The 18,374-nt window shown below is 63.8% G+C and carries 17 protein-coding genes and 1 tRNA gene; 12 read left to right on the forward strand and 6 right to left on the reverse strand.

Annotated features, from left to right (window positions below):
- The 3 genes from OG496_RS28380 to OG496_RS28390 form a co-directional block, all read right to left on the reverse strand.
- On the reverse strand, nucleotides 1-999 hold the full coding sequence (locus tag OG496_RS28380) for a bifunctional MaoC family dehydratase N-terminal/OB-fold nucleic acid binding domain-containing protein (RefSeq protein WP_405972897.1): 999 nt from the start codon (nucleotides 997-999) through the stop codon (nucleotides 1-3).
- The gene (locus OG496_RS28385; RefSeq protein WP_405976723.1) at nucleotides 996-2,177 is read right to left on the reverse strand and encodes an acyl-CoA dehydrogenase family protein; all 1,182 of its coding nucleotides are present in this window, start codon (nucleotides 2,175-2,177) and stop codon (nucleotides 996-998) included. Before OG496_RS28385 ends, OG496_RS28380 begins: the two co-directional genes overlap by 4 nt.
- Nucleotides 2,178-2,434: 257 nt before the next feature.
- Complete coding sequence (locus OG496_RS28390) at nucleotides 2,435-2,746, reverse strand: hypothetical protein (RefSeq protein ID WP_019055045.1); 312 nt, start codon at nucleotides 2,744-2,746, stop codon at nucleotides 2,435-2,437.
- Nucleotides 2,747-3,115: 369 nt separating this feature from the next.
- On the opposite strand from OG496_RS28390, the gene OG496_RS28395 reads away from it, so the two are divergent.
- Nucleotides 3,116-4,018 carry a bifunctional DNA primase/polymerase gene (locus tag OG496_RS28395; RefSeq protein ID WP_405972898.1) on the forward strand — a complete coding sequence of 301 codons (903 nt, stop codon included), beginning with the start codon at nucleotides 3,116-3,118 and terminating at the stop codon, nucleotides 4,016-4,018.
- 76 nt (nucleotides 4,019-4,094) lie between these two features.
- Here the strand turns inward: OG496_RS28395 and OG496_RS28400 are convergent.
- A tRNA-Ser gene (locus OG496_RS28400) sits at nucleotides 4,095-4,181 on the reverse strand.
- 1,036 nt (nucleotides 4,182-5,217) lie between these two features.
- Here OG496_RS28400 and OG496_RS28405 point away from each other — a divergent pair.
- The 4 genes from OG496_RS28405 to OG496_RS28420 all read left to right on the forward strand — a co-directional run bounded on the left by OG496_RS28405 (nucleotide 5,218) and on the right by OG496_RS28420 (nucleotide 10,750).
- Nucleotides 5,218-6,930 (forward strand): AAA family ATPase, encoded by a 1,713-nt coding sequence (locus OG496_RS28405; RefSeq protein WP_405972899.1) that lies wholly within the window; start codon nucleotides 5,218-5,220, stop codon nucleotides 6,928-6,930.
- 223 nt (nucleotides 6,931-7,153) lie between these two features.
- Nucleotides 7,154-8,350: a hypothetical protein gene (locus tag OG496_RS28410; RefSeq protein WP_405972900.1), complete on the forward strand. Its 1,197-nt coding sequence runs from the start codon at nucleotides 7,154-7,156 to the stop codon at nucleotides 8,348-8,350.
- A 195-nt stretch (nucleotides 8,351-8,545) separates the two neighbouring features.
- Nucleotides 8,546-10,060, forward strand: coding sequence for a hypothetical protein (locus tag OG496_RS28415; RefSeq protein WP_405972901.1), 1,515 nt, complete (start codon nucleotides 8,546-8,548; stop codon nucleotides 10,058-10,060).
- A gap of 156 nt (nucleotides 10,061-10,216) precedes the next feature.
- A complete protein-coding gene (locus OG496_RS28420) occupies nucleotides 10,217-10,750 on the forward strand; it encodes an NUDIX hydrolase (RefSeq protein WP_266859130.1) in 534 nt (177 codons plus the stop codon).
- On the opposite strand, the gene OG496_RS28425 is transcribed toward OG496_RS28420, so the two are convergent.
- Nucleotides 10,728-12,068: a hypothetical protein gene (locus OG496_RS28425; RefSeq protein WP_405972902.1), complete on the reverse strand. Its 1,341-nt coding sequence runs from the start codon at nucleotides 12,066-12,068 to the stop codon at nucleotides 10,728-10,730. The genes OG496_RS28420 and OG496_RS28425 overlap by 23 nt on opposite strands.
- Nucleotides 12,069-12,181: 113 nt before the next feature.
- On the opposite strand from OG496_RS28425, the gene OG496_RS28430 reads away from it, so the two are divergent.
- The 3 genes from OG496_RS28430 to OG496_RS28440 all read left to right on the forward strand — a co-directional run bounded on the left by OG496_RS28430 (nucleotide 12,182) and on the right by OG496_RS28440 (nucleotide 13,971).
- Nucleotides 12,182-12,424, forward strand: coding sequence for a hypothetical protein (locus OG496_RS28430; protein ID WP_405972903.1), 243 nt, complete (start codon nucleotides 12,182-12,184; stop codon nucleotides 12,422-12,424).
- 195 nt (nucleotides 12,425-12,619) lie between these two features.
- Nucleotides 12,620-13,063 (forward strand): hypothetical protein, encoded by a 444-nt coding sequence (locus OG496_RS28435; RefSeq protein WP_366497646.1) that lies wholly within the window; start codon nucleotides 12,620-12,622, stop codon nucleotides 13,061-13,063.
- 71 nt (nucleotides 13,064-13,134) lie between these two features.
- Nucleotides 13,135-13,971, forward strand: a complete 837-nt coding sequence (locus OG496_RS28440; RefSeq protein WP_405972904.1) for a protein kinase domain-containing protein — start codon at nucleotides 13,135-13,137, stop codon at nucleotides 13,969-13,971.
- A gap of 916 nt (nucleotides 13,972-14,887) precedes the next feature.
- On the opposite strand, the gene OG496_RS28445 is transcribed toward OG496_RS28440, so the two are convergent.
- Complete coding sequence (locus OG496_RS28445; protein ID WP_405972905.1) at nucleotides 14,888-15,379, reverse strand: GntR family transcriptional regulator; 492 nt, start codon at nucleotides 15,377-15,379, stop codon at nucleotides 14,888-14,890.
- Between the two features lie 170 nt (nucleotides 15,380-15,549).
- Between OG496_RS28445 and OG496_RS28450 the strand changes: the two genes are divergently transcribed.
- From OG496_RS28450 to OG496_RS28465, 4 genes are all read left to right on the forward strand, one after another.
- On the forward strand, nucleotides 15,550-15,900 hold the full coding sequence (locus OG496_RS28450) for a hypothetical protein (RefSeq protein WP_405972906.1): 351 nt from the start codon (nucleotides 15,550-15,552) through the stop codon (nucleotides 15,898-15,900).
- A gap of 83 nt (nucleotides 15,901-15,983) precedes the next feature.
- Nucleotides 15,984-16,109: a hypothetical protein gene (locus tag OG496_RS28455; protein WP_405972907.1), complete on the forward strand. Its 126-nt coding sequence runs from the start codon at nucleotides 15,984-15,986 to the stop codon at nucleotides 16,107-16,109.
- Nucleotides 16,106-17,512: a cell division protein FtsK gene (locus OG496_RS28460; RefSeq protein ID WP_405972908.1), complete on the forward strand. Its 1,407-nt coding sequence runs from the start codon at nucleotides 16,106-16,108 to the stop codon at nucleotides 17,510-17,512. The genes OG496_RS28455 and OG496_RS28460 overlap by 4 nt, the downstream gene beginning before the upstream one ends.
- A 58-nt stretch (nucleotides 17,513-17,570) precedes the next feature.
- A complete protein-coding gene (locus OG496_RS28465) occupies nucleotides 17,571-18,269 on the forward strand; it encodes a DUF2637 domain-containing protein (RefSeq protein WP_405972909.1) in 699 nt (232 codons plus the stop codon).
- Nucleotides 18,270-18,374: the final 105 nt, after the last annotated feature.

Raw genomic sequence — 18,374 nt, forward strand, 5'->3', positions numbered from 1 at the left:
TCAGCCCACCCCGCCCTCTCGGCCTTCCTGGACCCGGAAGACGGGGAGCACCAGCGGGCCGTCCTCGTCGCCAAGGCCCTGAGGTTCGTCGTAGCGCCGGAATTCCAGCCGTACCGGCAGCCCGATACGCACCTTGTCGTACGGCACCCCCACCACGTTGCTCACGATCCGCACGCCCTCGGCGAGTTCGATCAGCCCGACCGCGTAAGGACCCGCCGCGTCAGCGGCATGATCGGATTGCGTGAAGGCGGGGAAAGACGGGTGGTGCATCACCACGTACGAATAGACCGTCCCCTCCCCACTCGCCTCCGCCGTGTCCCAGTCCAGGCCCCCGCAGGCATTGCAGCCCGGCAGCCAGGGGTGGCGCAGTGTCCGGCAACTCGTGCAGCGCTGGATGAGGAGTTGGTGCCGCCGCACGCCCTCCCAGAAGCCGGCGTTGTCCCGGTTGACGACGGGCCTGGGCCTCCGCGCACGGGCCCCCTTCTGTTCCTGTTTCTGTTCCTGCTTCTGGCGTGCGGGGGCGTACTTGAGGATGCGGAAGCGGTGGGTGCCGACGAGGTCCGGTCCCACCCGGACGTCCATGCGCGTCGTGACGAAGTACCCCGTGCCCAGCTTCGTCGTCTTGCGGTCCGACACCGACTCGATCACCGCGTCGAAGGTGACCTCGTCGCCCGGCCGCAGGGGCCGTGGATACTCCTGCTCGCAGTCGGTGGCGACCACCGAGGTGCAGCCCGCCGCGTCGAGGAGGTCGAACAGCTCGTCGTAGGCCCCCGTGCGTCCCGTGTGGCCGGAGAGGCCGCCCATGGTCCATGCCTGGAGCATGGTGGGCGGGGCGACGGCGTCCGGGCCCGTGTACGCGGGATCGGTGTCGCCCATCGCCTCGCACCAGTGCCTGATCATCGGCTCGTTGACGGGGTCCTTGCCCCTGCCCGCGACGGCGGCCGCACGCCCCTCGTACGTCTTGAGCCGCGCCCCCAGCTCGTCGACCACTGTGCTCACCTCCGCCCCCTCGTCATCCCGAGCCGCATCGTCGCGACGATCTCCCGCTGCACCTCGCTCACCCCGCCCCCGAACGTGTTGATCTGTGCCGACCTGTTCAACCGCTCCAGCTCGCCGTCCCCGAACGCACCCGGCGAGCCCGAACGCACCAGTCCTGCCAGTCCCGCCGGTCCGTCCGCCCCGGCGATGTGCTGACATATTCGGTACACCGCCACCGTCGATTCGGTTCCCACGACTTTCACGCCGCTCGCGTCGCCGGGGGCCAGCCGGCCCGCCCCGACGTCGCCCACCAAACGCCAGTTGAGCAGGCGCGTTGCCGCCAGCCGGGCATGTGCCTCGGCCAGCTGGGACCGCACCCACGGCTCGTCAACCCGGCGCCGCCCCGTCACCGGATCGGGCGTGCGGGCGGCGGTCAGCACGGCGGCGTAGAACTCCTCGGCCTGCATTCCGGTCGCGGCGAGGGCGACCCGCTCGTGGTTGAGCTGGTTGGTGATGAGGGACCAGCCCTCGTTCTCCGCGCCGACGAGGTTGCCGGCCGGGACGCGGACCCCGTCGTAGTACGTGGCCGTCGTCCGCTGCCCGCCGACCGTCTCGATCGGGGTCCACGAGAAGCCGGGCGCGTCGGTCGGGACGAGGACGATCGAGATGCCGCGGTGCTTGGGTGCCTCGGGGTCGGTGCGGCAGGCGAGCCAGATCCAGTCGGCGTTGTGGGCGTTGGAGGTGAAGATCTTCTGCCCGTCGATCAGCCAGTCCCGCCCGTCACGTACCGCGCGCGTCCGCAGGGACGCGAGATCCGTGCCGGCCGACGGTTCGCTGTAGCCGATCGCGAAGACGAGTTCCCCGCGCAGGATGCCCGGCAGGAGGTCGGCCTTCTGCTCCTCGCTGCCGTACTTCATGAGGGTCGGTCCGACGGTGTTCAGGGTGACCATCGAGACGGGCGCGCCCGCGCGGTAGGCCTCGTCGAAGAACACGAACTGCTCGTCCGCGCCCCGCCCTTGACCGCCGTACTCGACCGGCCAGCCGAGCCCGAGCCAGCCGTCGCCGCCGATCCTGCGCAACAGGGCCCGCTGGCCCTGGGGGTCGTCCGTGCCGGGTGGTCCGTCCGGCATCAGGGCGGCGAAGTACGTACGGAGCTCGGCGCGCAACCGCCGCTGGCGTTCGGTGGGGGCGAGGTGCACGACGGCGGACCTCCGGGGCGTCGTAGGCAACGTAGGTGTCGTAGATGTCGTACGGACGGGGGTTTCTGACTGTCCGTCAGATACCGTGCACTGTCAAGGTCGTTACGGCACAGCCGTCCATCCGCCCGGGCACGCGCGCGTGGTGCACGAAAAACGCCTGCGCGGCGGTGCCGAAGCACCACCGCGCAGACGCGTCACAACCCCAGAGAACACACCTCACACACCCCCGCGCATCCCCGCGCGGAAGTCGGGCGCGGCTACCAGAAGTTGGCGAAGTTGACGGCGACGTTCTCGTTCCCCTGGTTGATGGCGGTGAACGCGGACCCGTTGACCTGGGCGGTGTTGCTCTGGTTCGAGGCCCCCGAGCCGACCGCCTGCTGCTGTGTGGTGGACGAGTTGCCCTTGTTGTCGTGCCCGACCCCGCTTCCGCTGACGGTCGCCACACCCGCGTTCGATCCGTTGCCCGCGATGGCGCCGTTGTCCGCCGCCGCGACGCCGGTGAAGAGGGCGGCTGCCAGCGGGAGGGCGGAGACGGCGGCGATGACGCGGGCGGTACGGATGCTTGCCATGTTGTTCCTCCAGAACAGGGTGCGTACCGGCTTCGTAGCCGAACGCACATGAACTACGGCTTCAAGTACTGCTTCCGCCAAGGCAGTTGGCCGACCACCTCGGTGTTGTGCACGACGTCGCGGAACCAGAGTTGCCCACCGAATCCCCGGCGAACCAGAGCGGAAGCGGTTATTCCCCCTGAAGCGTGATGACAAGTCGATAAACCCCTTCACCTACCTGGAAGCCGCAGTTCAGGGCAGTACGGACAGGTCGCCCCAGGCGCCCCAAGGGGCGAAGCGTTCCGCCAGATTTCCGGCCAATCCGCCCGCCTCGGCGAGTCGCCGCCTCCCCCTCTTCCCTTTTTCGAACACTCGTACGAACATGGAGGCATGGCCACCACCGACCGGCAGGCCACGACGCTGGCCCTCGCACACGCCCTGTCAGCCGCCGAACGCGGACTGGCCGTGATCCCCCTGTCCCGCACAAAACTCCCGGCGCTGCGCTCACCGCACCGCGACGACCCGTCGCCCCCGGCGGGCGAGGCAGGCACGGTGGACCCGGCAGGCCCGCCCTGCCACGGTGAATGCGGCCGCCTCGGCCACGGGGTGTACGACGCCTCGACCGACCCGGCGCGCATCCGCGAACTGTTCGCCGCCGCGCCCTGGGCCACCGGCTACGGCATCGCGTGCGGACTGCCGCCGCACCACCTGATCGGCATCGACCTCGACACCAAGTCCGGCACGGACTCCTCGTCCGCCCTGCGCGAACTCGCCCTCCGCCACCTGTTCACGATCCCCGAGACCGTCGTCGTCCTGACCCCCAGCGGCGGCCGCCACCTCTGGCTCGGCGGCCCGCCCGACGTGGTCGTCCCCAACTCCGCGAGCCGGCTCGCCCCCGGCATCGACATCCGCGGCGCCGGCGGCTACCTGGTGGGCCCCGGCTCCCGCACGGACCACGGCCTCTACGGCGCCGCCCCGGCCACCGCCCACCTGGCCCCCGCGCCCTGCCCACCCTCGCTCCTACGCCTCCTCCTCCCCCCACCCCGCACGAACCACCCCACCCCCACCTCGACCGGCCAACACGGCCAGGGCCTGGTCCAGTTCGTCCTCGCCGCCCACGAGGGCCAACGCAACACCCGCCTCTTCTGGGCAGCCTGCCGCGCCTACGAGAACGACATCGGCCCCGCACTGATCGACCCCCTGGTGGAGGCGGCCCTGGGCACGGGGCTGTCGGAACGGGAAGCCCGGGCGACGATCGCTTCGGCGGCTCGGATGACGGGGCATCGGCCGTAGCCCCGGTCCCGAGCACGCGCGCGTGCGGACACGCGTAAGGGGTGTCCTCCATGGAGGACACCCCTTACCAACACCGCGGTGGGTGTGGGATTTGAACCCACGGTGACATCGCTGCCACGACGGTTTTCAAGACCGTTCCCTTAGGCCGCTCGGGCAACCCACCTGCGCACACGCCCACCAGGGGCGGAGCGGGTACAGCGTACCGGGCCCGGGGCGCGGGTGGGGTGCGTGGTCCACACGGGGTCCACTGGCCCTGCTTCTTCCTTGAGTCTGTCAGCCTTGACGACGTCTACGAGCTACTGATCGAGCGGTTGTCGGTCGACTCAAACACCCGAGCCCATGATGCGCCACTCTTTGCCTTAGGGACGGGCCCATCGTCTAGTTAGGGAAACGGCCCCACAATCACGCCGCGATGCCTGAAAATGTGTCACATGGATGCTGGAGTCGCGGCAGTGGCAGGCGCAGGCGTAGCGGCAGCAGGAGGGGCGGCAGCAGCCTTGGTCACAGGGTGGTTGGGTCGCCAGCAGATGAGAGAGCAATCCTCGTTGCAACTCCGGCTTGCTCAGCAGCAGATAGAAGCCGACCGACGAGGCCAGCGCAGGCAACCACAAAGCGCAGCCTACGCTGACCTCGTCGGCATCGTGCAAGATTTGACTGGCCGCTTCATGGAATTGACAGAAGCGCATGGCAGACAGGACGTTGACGGTGTACGTGAAGCCTTTGAAGCGATCCGCGCACTTCGCACTCCCCTTCAAAGAAGCGGAGCCCTAGTCACAATAGAGGGCCCAGAACCAGTGGCAGAGCCAGCTATGGGCCTTGTATCTGCAGGAATGAAGCTAATACATCGCTCCCGTAGGGCGTTAAGAGCAGCGGAACGCGGGGACTTTGACTCACTGACTGCACCCGAAACCATTCCCCTTATAGCAGCATATTCGTCTCACATGGAGAATTTCTGTCAGCTAGCTAGATCCGCTCTAAATGAAGCCGACGAACCCCGAACGAGGGCAGATTCGTAACGTCACATAACTGAGCGGGCTTGGTTTGATGAATGCATAACACTTCCCATATACAGGTCAGCATTGCCGTGCGGCAGAGACTCTGCCCACCCACCAAGCAACCATAGTGCTCTAATTTTGAATCCAAATCCAAGTTGCTCTTCACCGGAAGAACAACACACCACACGATAACTTGGGGGGAAAATGCGCGTTCGTCGACTGACAGTACAAGGCTTCAGGGGTATCTCCCAGCCCGTCACCTTGCATTTTTCTAACTCACACTCCGGAAGCCCCGCTTCCTGCCTACTCATAGGAGAAAATGGGGCGGGTAAGTCCTCTTTCGTCGACGCACTGGAGTTTTGCCTATCGGGAAAATTCCCCACCAACCCTAACAGGCCTAAGTGGCCTTACTTGCAAAGACTTGCGAATGTCAACGATATCGCAAGGGATTCACGTGTCGAGGTCGAGTTTGCCGATGGATCAACCTTCTCACGCAGTGTCGTTGAGCGGGACGGCGTGTGGGCCCAGGACCCAATCCCTCCGCACCCAATGTTCCAAGGTTCTGGATTTGCGCTTCGCCGAGAAGAGATTATTAACTTCCTGAGGACCCCACCAGATAAAAGGTACGGGGTGTTCGCGACATTTATGCGCAACACGGTCGCCACCACAGAGGTTCCACAGGAAAACAAGGATGCAGTCGCAAAATCCGAAGCAGATAGAGAAGCCCAGGGTGAGAGTCGAAATAGGGTAGCTAGATCGCTTTCTCGCAAAATGGGTGTTTCATATCATAGGATCGAACCCGCCGTACAATCACTTGCTGCTTTCAATGGATGGTTTGCATCCAATGGGTACGTAAGGAAGCAGGATGAACGCGGCGGACGCAAGGTCCCGCGCGAGAGAGAGGAGGTATACCGGCTGGCAGCGGCCGTACGTAGAGAAATCGAGCAATTTGTCATTGCCACGGATCGGATGAACCGCCTAAAGAATTTGGCATCGAAGGCCCCCCTAATCATCCTCCTTGCCGAGGTGGGCGGAAATCTCACCGAGAGCTTTAAGCGAATTTCCCCTTCGGCGCAAACCGTGGACGCGGTAGAACTTATGCTGTCACCGGACAAAGCGGAGATCGACCTGAACGTACTGCTATCGAACGGACTGCGCCTTCAGGCGGAACACTACTTTAGTGAGGCGAATCTAGACCTTCTCGCCCTCTTGCTGTTCCTGTCTCTAATGAAGTTCGCAGCAAAGAACGGTCAGCCTAAGGTCTTGGCCCTCGATGACGTACTACAAAGTGTCGATGCCTCAATCCGCCTTAGAGTGGCACAATACCTGCTCTCAGAGTTTGGAGACTGGCAACTTCTTGTAACTTTCCACGACCGCCTATGGCGGGAACAGTTCGGCGCGGTGTTCGCCACAAGGCATCAGTTCGTTGAACGGGAGCTGATCGATTGGGGACTAGAGTCCGGCCCCAGATTGATCGAGACCAAAAGAGATCCCTCTAGTGCACTCCGCGACTCCCTGAATTCGAATGATTCACGACTCATTTGCGGGAATGCTGGATTTCTTCTGGAGGTTATGTCCGACTGGCTGAGCAAGAGTCTACAGACGTCAGTTACGAGAAGGTACGGGGACAAGTACACACTGGGCGATACATGGCCTGGAGTCTTGAAACGTCTGCGTAAAACCGCTCTGTATCAAACAGGGTTGCACGTCGACTCATACATGTGGCTCAGAAACATTCATGGGGCGCATTACAATGAGTGGGCTACAGATCTATCAATGACTGATGCCGAAGGTTTCGCTGCTAGCGTGCTCGTTCTCTGGGGTAAGATTTGGTGTGCCTTGTGCAGGGAACCAGTCGGCAAAAATGGAGACTTGCTGCATTGTCGCTGCGGCGCGCGCTCAATTTTACCCTTGTGAAGGCTCAAATGCCGCTCCAATCCTCCATCCTGGGTCGCCCTATAGCGCATGTTCGGCCAAGCCTTTCTGCTGCAGTACCTCATACGCGCGGATCACAACGCCGCGTGAGGGCGGCCTCGATGGACTCATCGCCAGAGCACAGGCCAGTCGGGCACCCCTTCCTGTTGGACGTAGAGCCATCTATTCAGAGGTAGCGGGGTGCCATATCTGGCACAATTGACACATGCAAGAATATCCAAGACAAGTCCGCGTAGTCGGCAGCATGCCTAATTTTGCTGGCACACAGGCGGCTCAGGGCGCACAGGTGCTCCAGTTTTTCATCCGACTCCCGTATCATCTCCCAATTCCCAGCGGTCGAATGTTCCGCATGATTCAATCGGCAGACCCAAGTCAACCAGCCTGGGTAATCCTCAATTTGCGACAGTTTGACATCTCGCTAGCCGATTCAGCCCTCCACCCCTATGAGGCAGGATTCAAGGTCATCCAAAACGGAGCCTCTCCTGAGGAACTTCCGGATAGATCTACTCAGTCTTGGATTGTGGCAGATACCCTTGATGTTCAATTCAGCGGTGAGCCGACCGCAAAGCGTCGACCTGAAGTCCTAACTCGCGCATTCGAGAGATGTCTATCTGCGATCAATCTACTAAGCGAGAGCTCACGTCTCGTCACCAAAGAGATTTGGTCATATCCTCTTTCGAAGGATTCACTAGACCCTGAGGTTACATACAGAGTTCTCCACCATCAGAGTCGAACCCTCCTGGTGGAAAATTCATTTCGAGTAAATCATCGCAAGATTAATCCAGTTTCCCTCCCAAAAGGAGAGAGCGATCTCACTAAACTCGTAAGCGAATCTGTAGCTCGTCGATTGGAGTCGAATGCCGCAGATTCACCTCACCCGTTCATAACTGCATGGTCGCTTTCCCTAGAGGCGGAGAATCAGCGACTCCATGGCACGTCATCAGCTAGCATTGTGTCACTGCAAGCTTCGACGGAAAGCCTACTTCGCGGACTATGCATGATGCTTCATCGCGACCTGAAAACACCTGAAATAGAAATTTCCCAAAAGGGATCCCTCCCGTTCGACTCTATCGTCAAGCGTGAGCTTCCAAGCTTGCTCGGCGGCCGGTGGAGCGGACCGCAGTCGATTCCTGAAGAGTACGAAAAAAGACTCTACGCACTGCGCAATAGAATTGTTCATGCAGGTTACGCTCCATCATACCTTGAGGTGAATCCAGCATTTGACAGCTGGAAGAATTTGGTTGACTTCCTTGAATCTAGACTGAAGGAGCGATGGAGAAAATACCCCAAGACTACCCTGGCTTGGCACGACGGCGTCGCTGGAGGCCCAGAAAGAATTCCGAAATCAGCAAAATATGTTCTCGATGAGTTGCGTAACAGCTCTCGCTTTTACTGGACGTGAACCGCAGGCTTTCGAACTCCCTCCGGAGCACGCCCACCGATGGCGGCATGTATGCTTCACGGCTTCCACAGCCTGCGTGACATCACAGGCTGTCATACGCTAAGCACTCGCCCGACGCTGTCCCCTCAACTGCAGGTCAGATGGCTGCTCAAAAACTATAAGGAATCCCGGATACATCACACGTAACCTGGCACGGTGAACAGAAACCACACAGCCAGCACTGCCGTGGGGAAGATCCCGTCGTGGTTGTATGGCGGCGACATCCTGGGCTATGCGCGCGAGGCCCAGCTCAAGGTGCGTCCCGTGGACATTGGCCAGTTCAGCTGGCGGATCCAAGCGCTTGAACGCTACGAGCGCCGGACGGCACGCCTGGTAGATCGCATCGAAATTGCCGGGCCAGGCGCACCAGGTCGTTGGGACGTCCTGAACCAGCTGCCAGCATCACGAGTAGGAAACACTGTCCCACCTCAACTAGTGGAAAGACTCCGCCGCCAACTCGTTGAGGATACGGCCGAAGACGATTTCCTCGCGAAGTTCAACTGGCTACGCGCGAGCATGACGCTTGCAAAAGACAATGAATTCATCGAAGCTGCCCGCAGTGCTTTCGAATCCCTCCGTTCAGTGAGAACAGTCGAGGGAGAACCGTTCTTCCCTGATCTGGCCGCCTCCTTCATCCGCTTCGATCAGGCGCTTTCTTGGCGAACGGGGCTCGCCCGCGTAATGGTGCGTACGGAGGAGGAACCAGCTCTACTGAATACCCGTCCGCAACAGAGAGCTGATCAGCTAGTTTTTGGCTCAGCTACAGGTATCCTCACGGACCTTCCTTTGACCCGTGACGCGTACCTTGTACCGTTGTTCCTGTGCCGCAGTCCATTCATATGGGCGATCACTGGACCGCGAGAACAGGGCGTCATGGTCTACAGCCTTGGTCGACCGATGCGAGGTCAAGAAACCAACCCGGCCGAACTCATCCAGCAGTTCATGCCTGGTGGGCCCGCAATATTTCCAGAATGTCCGCCATTCACAGCTACTCAGACCTCTACGGCACTCGCTTGGTGGGTCAAACAGCTTAACGAGTTGCTGTCTGTGGTCACCGACCCTTCGACATACGTGAATCAAGCCGGAGAATATAATCCGCGACGCCAATTCGAGGCGCAACTCAGCTTTGAACAGGCGGGACGTCGTATCCAAGCTGTCCTAGCTCACCAGCGCGACCAGGCCACTCGTCAGGTGCTCGCCTTCGCAGCCCTCGACACCTTTGAAGGGCTGGGGCTCGTGAATTTCGACCAGGCGGTTCAGCTAACCAAAGCTCAAAAGGTACTAGAGCGACTCGGCACCCTGCTCCCCTTCAACGTCGCAGAAATCCTGCTGCCTTCAGCCCGCAGAGCCGTGAACGCGCTGCGTGATTGTCAGGATGGCTTCCTCGAAAATGCCTACGTCTCCGGCGACCAAGTGACCGTGCCGCACAAGAGCGGGCAGTCCCGCATCATGACCGTAGAGCAAGCGATGGGTCAGTACCTGCGAGTCCTGCGTAACGCCCATCATGGCTACGGCGGACAGAATGATGCCGGCCGCCGACGCGATGAGGTGCTATTGATGTCGCACACCGGAGACCTACCGAGCGACTTCGTGCTGCTGCCGTATCTCTACTGGCTAGATGCCCTCGCAGACCCACAGCGTCTACGTCGCACCCTCGCTCCACGCCACTGAGTCAATAGCCGGTGAGTGTTACAGCCCAGCCACACAGTCGTCCGGAGGGGTACCGTAGGCCCATCTCGTCAGGCTGACGTGAAAAGACCCTCAACCTGTGTCCGTCGCTCCGTCGGTCTGAGATCCTGGAGACCGATCGCGAGAGGGGCCGCAGGTATGGAGTGGAAGACCCACGGTGAGCGTCAGATCTATACCAACAAGTGGGTGAACCTGTGTCTGGTTGATGTCCAGCAACCTGACGGGCGCAGGTGGGAGTACCACGTCGTTCGCCTGCGGCACCTGGCCGTGGCCGCCGTGGTGAACGACCGTCAAGAAGTCCTGATGATGTGGCGGCACCGCTTCATCACGGACTCGTGGGCCTGGGAGTTGCCCATGGGCCTGGTCGAGGAGAACGAGACTCCGGAGGAAGCGGCGGCCCGCGAAGTCCTGGAAGAGACGGGCTGGCGCCCTGGCCCCATCAAGCCCCTGATCTACGCCGAGCCGGCCAACGGCATCACCGACTCACAGCACCACGTCTTCCGTGCGGACGGCGCGACTTACGCCGGGCCGCCCACGGAGAAGAACGAGTCCGACCGCATCGAGTGGATCCCCCTCTCTGAAGTGCGGGGCATGATCGACCGCCGCGAGGTCGTGAGCAGTGGCTCGCTCGTCGGCCTGCTCTACCTGCTCATGGACGAAGCGATCCGCTGACCGGCGGGAGGAGTTCCCGTAGCCGTGCCTCGAAGGCCAGGGCTACGGGCTCCTGCCTGTGTGGGGCCAACTGGTCGTAGAACTCCCTGAGATGGCCCGAGACTCGCTCGGAACCGACTGCCGAAGCTGGCTCCAGTGCTTGTGTGGCGGTGTGGCACGCCTGCTCAAGCTTGCCCTGGTCCAGCTGCGTACGAGCCAGCCAGAACGAGTGGAACGCCCGACCGCGCTGGTTGGTGTGGGCCTCGCGCCGCAATGCGTCCGCGATCAGAGGTTCCGCGGTCGCGGCTTCGCCCAGCCGGCCGTGAGCAATGCCCGTATCCACGATCAGCTTCGTCTCGTCGAAGTACGTCACCCATGACGGGTCGGGGTTGCTCGCCTGGATCTGCTCGAAATGCCGGTGCGCTTCCCCGATCGCCCGGTGAGTGGAGTCGCGGTTGCCGAGCGTGGCGTGAGCGAAGGCTTCGCGCATGGACAACATGGACTGGACCCGTGGGGTGGTGTCGAGCGCTGATCGGGCCTGGTCCTGGGCGGCAGTCACGAGGGCCAGAGAGTCTGCAGGCTTGTCCTGATACGTGCCCTGCAAGCTCATGCAGGCAAGCACGTTGGCCATGAACTGGCGGTCGTCGATCTCCTTGGCCAGTTGTAGCGCCTCGGTGAAGTACGCGCGGGCCTGGTTGTACTGGCGGGCGTCGAAGTAGGTCCAGCCAGTGAGGCGAGCCAACTCCGCCGCGATTCCGTACAGGCCCTGCTGGATGGACGGCGGGCGGTTCTCCTTCAAGAGTCCGACCACATGGCGGAGTTGGCCGACGATGGCCGGCCTTAGAGCCTCGCCTCCGTGCTGGTCGTCCCGTCGCCAGTAGTCCTCGATGGACGAGCGAAAAGCTTCAAGTGTTGCCGCACTCAAGCTCGTTCGCGTAGCCAGCGCCAAGATGCTGTCCACATCAGGGCCGGGCAGAGACACGGGGGTCTGCTGCTCGGGCTCCGGTGCCTGGGGAGGCTCTCGCTCCGTGACCACGAGAGCTTGAGGCGTCTCCCACTCGCGACGCGCAAGCCCCAGCATGTGTCCTGGGATGCGTAAGCCGTCCGCGATGCGCTCGACAACGTCCATGTGCTGCAACTGGCGTTGCCCTGCGATGACTTCGCCAACGCGACTGGGTGTCAGCTCACAGCGCCTGGCGATCATCGACGGGTAGATGCCCGCCTTGGTCTTCACCAGCCGGAATACCCTGGCGAAGTCCCGCACCCGGCAGGCATTGATCATCTCGGGATCGGTGAGCAGCCTGGCGGGCAGTTCCTGCGGCCGGTCTGCGTCGGGCATTGGCAAGCTCCCACACTGCGAGGGCTACGCAACGTCGCTGATTCTCTACTTCCCACGATATTACCCAAGTTGGGTAATCAGCCTGACCTTTTGGCGCGGGCCCCCTGATCGCGATGCTCCTTCACATGGCGAGCAACCAGCAGACCAGACCAGGCATCGGTGAACTGGCGAAGGACAGCGCCCGCGACCGGATCGGCGTCGTCATGGGTGAGGTCGGCGGTCGGATGCAGATAAGGCCGATCGGCGGAGGCACGGAATGGGACGCCATGCCGGACAACGTGGTGGCGCCGAGTCCACGAGAGGAACTCAGCGCGCGTCTGGCCATCAAGAACGGCAACAGTCGGGATGGGCTGTGACGCGCGCTATCAGCCGATACGCAGGAGTCCTGTTCGTGATCATGATCAGCGGCTCGTGCGGCCTGGTGATCGGCATGGCTCTCGCCATGGGCCAGTAGACCGGCCGCCCCGGACGGGCGCCAACTCCCCGTTCCCCCTTGCCTGTTCGGGGCCGGCCATCCAACCCACGCACCGCCACACACAAGGAGTACTCGCATGACGACAACGGCGAACGATCGGAAGACCGGTCGCGCGGTGGCTGGTGAGGAGCTGTTCGAGAGCCTCGCCCACTTCGTGGTCGTCCACAACGGCCAGCCGCCCCAGCGCGCCGAACGGATCGCGGACCAGGCGGTCGCCTTCCTGGTCACCGCGGCCACGGCCACCGTTCCCATGGTTCCGTCGGACGACGTCGACCTCGGCCTGCACGCGCTCATCCTGCACACGAGGGAGTACGCGAAGCTGTGCGACCGGTACGCGGGCCGCTTCCTGCACCACAACCCGAAGCCGGGTGGCGGGGGCCGCGACCCGGAGAAGGTAGTCACCTCGGCACGTGCCATGAAGGCGGCCGGGTTCATGGTCTTCGACGACCTGTGGACCGTAGGCGGCAGGAACCTCGCGCAGTGCGACTCGGACTGTGGCCGACCGTACGGTCAGGCGTAGCACCCACCACATCAGCGTCGCGGCCGGCCTCACTCATAGTCGGCCGCGTTCGCCTGGAAGGAGAACAGACGTTGTCCGCGTCACCCCCTGAACTGCCGATCGTGGTGCTCGACGCGCTTATGCCCACGACCCAGCGCCTGGTACTCAACCGCCGAGGCTCCATGGTCTGGGAGGTGCAGAGCCATCGGGGCCACTACGCCGTGAAGGTCGGCTATCCGATCGAGGCCACTGCCGACTGGTCCGCCCAGCCCTGGACCGCCCTCGCACCCGCCCGCGAGGGGGCCGTGCTGCATCGCCTCGGCTTCGTCGACTTCGCGTACGGCGAGTGGGAGCAAGGGACTTGGAACTTCCAGCCGTGGCACGAGGGGCCGGATCTGTACCAACTGTGGGAGCCGTGCCGTCGGCCTGGCTCGTCCATCGCTCCGCATATCCGCGTGGCGGCGAGTTGCGTCCAGGCGTTGGCCGAACTCCACGCCAAGGGCTGGGCGCACGGTGATGTGCAGCCCGCCCACTTCATCATCGGGCCGGAGCAAACCCACCTCATCGACCTCGCCCTTGCCCAAGGCGGCAACGTGCCTGAGGGCTACGACTTCCCGTTCCGCGGCTGCCTCGTCCACTACGAGGCACCGGAGATCGCCCGAAGCGTGCTCGCCACTGGAGAAGCCGAGCCGACCGAGGAAGCCGACATCTACGCGCTCGGCGCCTCCCTGCTCATCTCTGCCACCGGCTGGCGGGCGATGGAGTACCCGGACGACGCTCCCCGCTCGGTGCAGAGAGAGGCCGTGGCGAATGGTCGGCGTCGGCCGGTGAAGGTACGCGGTGAACTGGGTGAACTGGTCGACGCGATGCTCAGCCATGCGCCAGAGGACCGACCCACCATCTACGAGGTGGGCAAAACCCTGAACTGAGTCCGAAGCGCCAGGTCATCGGCGCCACACGCACGGCTACGGCCTACAACACAAAGACCGGACCACCCCTCAGCCTGGACAGCATTCCGGGTGGTCCGGTCGCGGAAGCCCTGATCAGGACCCCGGTGCCGATGGTACCGGGGTGGTTGGCGTGCTCGAACGCGGGTGTGCGGCGTCAACTCCGGCTTCATGTTGTCGAGTTAGAGAGGGTTCTGACCTGAGCCAGCGAAAGTCAGCCACGACGGCGGGACCGCCGAACGAGCACCCGTCACGTGTGTTTCCAGCAACCCCGTGCCGGTCTCAGCCACGCTTCCTCCATGCGCTACGGGCCGCGATTCCATCCGGCCCTGGCGTCGTCCGATGTGGCATTCCAACTGGACGCGGGAGCCGACGCCGTGGGTCACGCGACGTTGCAGTGATGGGCGGTTGTGACGCGTTCGCGTTTGGTGGGCGTCGGCCTGGTCCTGGTGCTCGGAGTGGTCGGGGTGCTTCCTGGTCCGGTTGTCCGCCTTGGTCGGGTTGCGCGCTGAGTGGGCGGGGGCCGCCGGAGCGGTGGCGGAGACATGGAGCGGCGGCGGCCCCAGGCCGCCAGCGCGCGCGGGCCGCCGCAGGCGGGCCGCCTTGATCCAGTAAAGAAACTCTGAACAGCACCGCAGCGCAGTAGTCGATCGACCCGAGAGGCACGGATGCGGTGGGGCAGGCCCCGGCAGTCGGAGCAAGTGCGGCACGCAACGACGGCACGGTGGCGAGCGGGAAACGATGACCGAGCACATACCGGACAACGAAATGGGGTCGACCAGCATTCACGTCGGGGACACGGATCAGGTAGTCGCACTGATCGAGGAGATGCGGGCCACGGTCGCTCGCCTCAGCAGAGAGACAAGGGAGTTGCGAGAGGAAGTGGCCCAGTTCAGGACTACGGCTTCGGCTGCTGAGCTGCCTTCAGTTCCTCGACCTCACGACGCAGTTCCTGATGATCGGCACTGAGAACGCGGATCTCGTCACGTAGTGCGGTGAGTACCTCGGCAAGGGTGGTCCCGACGGCTTCGACTGCTTCGGCGTCGTCGGGCTCTCCCCCCGCCTGCCGTGGCTGGTCAACGCTCGCGTCCTTGTTCGCCAAGTACCAGGCGGGAGCAGTGTAGTTCGCCGAGAGTTCCCCGCCGGCGTTGTGGTCAGCGACGAAGCTGCCCCGCCCATGGATCGTGTAGATCAGGCCTTCGTCGCGCAGCACGTTGAGCGCGGACCTGGCGGTCATGTTCGCCACGCCAAAGCGTTCCTGTAGCTCGCGGATGGACGGCATCTGCTCGCCCGGCTTGATCCGCCCCTGCAAGATGTCGCGCCGAATCTCGTCGGCAGCGTGCTGATACGGCGGCCGGCGGTCCTGCTTGTTCTCTGGCGCGGGGCTCATGGCCCAAGAGTAGCGATTCCTAGCACCCCTAGCACACCCCACTGACATAGGTGGCCTATGTCAGCCGACTTCTAGCTCACCCGATTCACTTGACACTGCTAGGTCTGCTATGTTCAATGGAGAGCACGCCCCACCACTCCGGTGGAGCGCATCGAAAGGACTCAACTCCCATGGCGCGCATCCGCGTTGGTCTGCTCCCCACCTCTTCGTTCATGGTCGGCACCTTGCCGGTGCCCAAGTACGCGGACCAGGAGAAGACCCAGTTCGCCACCGACCGTGAGACCGGCGCGAAGCTCTACACGATCACCCTCTTCTTCATGGAGGAGGACCGCGCCGAGGCTCTGAAGATCACCGTTCCGGAAACCGGTCTTCCCAATGGGCTCCGGCCGGGTGTCCCGGTCATGCCGGTGGAACTGTTCGCCACCCCGTGGGCGCGCATCTTCAACGGCTCGCTCTCCGACGGCATCGCCTACCGCGCGGGTCGGCTGGACCTGGTGGCTCCGGCCTCTGAGGCGGCGTGAGCTACACCGATCTCCGGTCCGGCGCTGAGCGCAACTGCCAGTTGCCTCACGCCGGGCCGGGTGCCCGGTTCACCGAATCACTCGTGAACTCGATGGCTGCCGTCCTCATCGGCTACGGCTACCCCCGCCTCAAAGCGTCGGCGGATCGGGCGGTCCTCGCATCGGCCCTTGTGGCCTCCCTCTACAACCCGTTGGAGAACCGCACATGAAGGATTCGAACGCACCAGCGCAAGGGATCTTCGGTCATGTCCCACTCGGCTTCGCCCTGATCCTCGCCGTCTTCCTCGGATGGGCGGTCTGGTGGGTGGTCCGCTACGTTCGCGCCGATGTCATGACCCGGCAGTCCATACGGCAGGCCATACGCGTGCGGTGGGGCTGGAAGCGGCTCGCGCCGATGCTCAAGTTGTCGGCCACGGACAAGACCCCGACCGCGTTGGCGTCGCTGGCGAACACGAACGGCAAGCCCATCAAGCCGCGTGTCCTCATCCCCTCCCTGAAGGTGAAACACGACGCGTACGGAGTGATCGCGCGGGCGCAGTGCCTGCCTGGCGTCGGGCTGCATCAGTTCCAAAAGGCGGGCCCGCACCTGGCCGACGCCTGGCGGTGCACACGCGTGGCGGTCACTCAGGACAGTCCTGGGCAGGTCCTCATCCGGGGTGTGCGACTGGATCCGCTGAAGTTCCCCACCGAGCACCACCCCACAGGTGAGCCACCGGAGGAGACAGCCCGGTGGGATCTGGGTCTGGACGAGTACGCGCAGCCCGTGTCCGTGAACCTCACTCAGGTGCCCGGCGTGACCGTGGCCGGCCTCCCCGGCTTCGGCAAGACCAGCCTGATCAACCGGCTTCTCTCCGACTGGGCGCCCTCGCCTTCAGTGCAGTTCGCCTGCGCGGACGGCAAGGTGTCGGCTGCGTACGAAGGTGACTACGCGGACTGGGTGCAGCGCATGTTCGCGTTCGTCGGCGATGACCTGGAAGAGGCCAACAAGCTGTTCCGGCACCTGGTGGAGCTACGCCGCGCCCGGTCGGCCTCGGTGCGCCAGGTGCTCGGGGTGAAGTCCATGTGGGACGTCGGCCCATCCGAGCACTGGCCCCTGGTCGTACTGATCATCGACGAGGCCCACACCTACTTCCGCGACCACAAGGGCAGCGACCAGCAGACGAAGAAGCTGGCCGCGCTCGCCGCCGAGAACGCCCGGCTCGTGGAAGACCTGGTGAAGAAGGGCCGGTCCGTGGGACTGCTCGTCATCCTCACCACTCAGAAGTCCACTGGCGACGCGATCCCCACCTTCATCCGCGACGTGTGCCCTGTGGGCCTGAGCTTCGCCCAGAAGACCGCCGAAGCCGCCGTGGCCGCGCTGGGTGACGAGATCCGGGAATGGCCGGACGCCAACCCCATCAACCTCCAGGACCCCACTTACGTCGGCGTCGCGTCGATGAACCACCAGTCGCAACCCGGCTTCACCCGCATTCGTACGCCCTACGTACCCGACGCGGAAGCGGCTCGGATCGCCGAAGAGACGGCCGACCTGACCGCCGATCCGTATGCCCTCCTGGAAGCCGTCCTCGGCCCTCGCATGGCGGATGTGGATCTTACGAAGCTCGACGCCTGAGCAGCCCGCCCTACGCCCTCGCACGTTCCCGATACCTCAGGAGAGGAGGTGAACACTCATGACAGAAGACCGCATCACTCAGCGCACCATCACCGCCGTCATGATCGTCATTGCCGTGCTGGCATTCGTCTTCTCCTTCGGCAACGTCTGGTCCCTCGCCCTGCGGCTCGGCGTGCCCGGCCCGATCGCGCCGCTCATCGCACCGATGGTGGACCTGTCCGTGGTCGGCCTCCTGGTCGCACTTCGCTACCTCTCTCTGCGCGGCCTCCCCGCCGACCAAATGACGGCCGCCACCCGCCTCATGCACTTCTCCGGGCTGCTGACCCTCGCCCTAAACGTCGCCGAGCCGATCGTCGCCGGACACTACGGACGCGCCGCCGTCGACGCGGTGGCCCCGCTGCTCCTCCTCGGTTGGGGCTCCGTCGGCCCGCAGCTCCTGCGCGCCTTCCACACCGCTGCGCGCCCCGCCGTACTGGCGCCCCTGGCACACGGGATCGAAACAGAGCCCGAGACAGCTTCGGATGTCTCCCGACCTGCGGTGCCGCTCGCCGTTCCGGCCCCGGCCCCGGTTGCTCCTCAGATCGCCTCGGCTCCCGCTTCACCTGCGGTCAAGGTTCCTGAGCCGCTGCTGACCGAAGCGCGTTCCATCGCAACGTCCCACCACACCGAGCACGGCGAACCGATCACAGCGGCCCAGCTCAAAACTCGACTCGGAATCGGCCTGCCCATGGCCACCGCGCTGCACGCCGCTCTCTAGAGCAACGCCTTCCGCCGGCCGCTCCAGCACTCCCCGCCACTGCCCGCCCCTGGGTCGACCCGCCATTCCTGCGGGCAGCAGCCCGAGCCCCCTGAACCGCTGCTG

It is taken from the genome of Streptomyces sp. NBC_00988, assembly GCF_045162645.1.
Classification (GTDB): Bacteria; Actinomycetota; Actinomycetes; order Streptomycetales; family Streptomycetaceae; genus Streptomyces.

Excerpts from the sequence above, each read along its gene's own strand:
- OG496_RS28445 (WP_405972905.1), bottom strand. The coding sequence starts at position 15,379 with ATGAGCCCCGCGCCAGAGAACAAGCAGGACCGCCGGCCGCCGTATCAG.
- OG496_RS28460 (WP_405972908.1), top strand. The coding sequence starts at position 16,106 with ATGAAGGATTCGAACGCACCAGCGCAAGGGATCTTCGGTCATGTCCCA.
- OG496_RS28390 (WP_019055045.1), bottom strand. The coding sequence starts at position 2,746 with ATGGCAAGCATCCGTACCGCCCGCGTCATCGCCGCCGTCTCCGCCCTC.
- OG496_RS28410 (WP_405972900.1), top strand. The coding sequence starts at position 7,154 with ATGCAAGAATATCCAAGACAAGTCCGCGTAGTCGGCAGCATGCCTAAT.
- OG496_RS28425 (WP_405972902.1), bottom strand. The coding sequence starts at position 12,068 with ATGCCCGACGCAGACCGGCCGCAGGAACTGCCCGCCAGGCTGCTCACC.
- OG496_RS28395 (WP_405972898.1), top strand. The coding sequence starts at position 3,116 with ATGGCCACCACCGACCGGCAGGCCACGACGCTGGCCCTCGCACACGCC.
- OG496_RS28430 (WP_405972903.1), top strand. The coding sequence starts at position 12,182 with ATGCTCCTTCACATGGCGAGCAACCAGCAGACCAGACCAGGCATCGGT.
- OG496_RS28450 (WP_405972906.1), top strand. The coding sequence starts at position 15,550 with ATGGCGCGCATCCGCGTTGGTCTGCTCCCCACCTCTTCGTTCATGGTC.
- OG496_RS28420 (WP_266859130.1), top strand. The coding sequence starts at position 10,217 with ATGGAGTGGAAGACCCACGGTGAGCGTCAGATCTATACCAACAAGTGG.
- OG496_RS28405 (WP_405972899.1), top strand. The coding sequence starts at position 5,218 with ATGCGCGTTCGTCGACTGACAGTACAAGGCTTCAGGGGTATCTCCCAG.
- OG496_RS28465 (WP_405972909.1), top strand. The coding sequence starts at position 17,571 with ATGACAGAAGACCGCATCACTCAGCGCACCATCACCGCCGTCATGATC.
- OG496_RS28435 (WP_366497646.1), top strand. The coding sequence starts at position 12,620 with ATGACGACAACGGCGAACGATCGGAAGACCGGTCGCGCGGTGGCTGGT.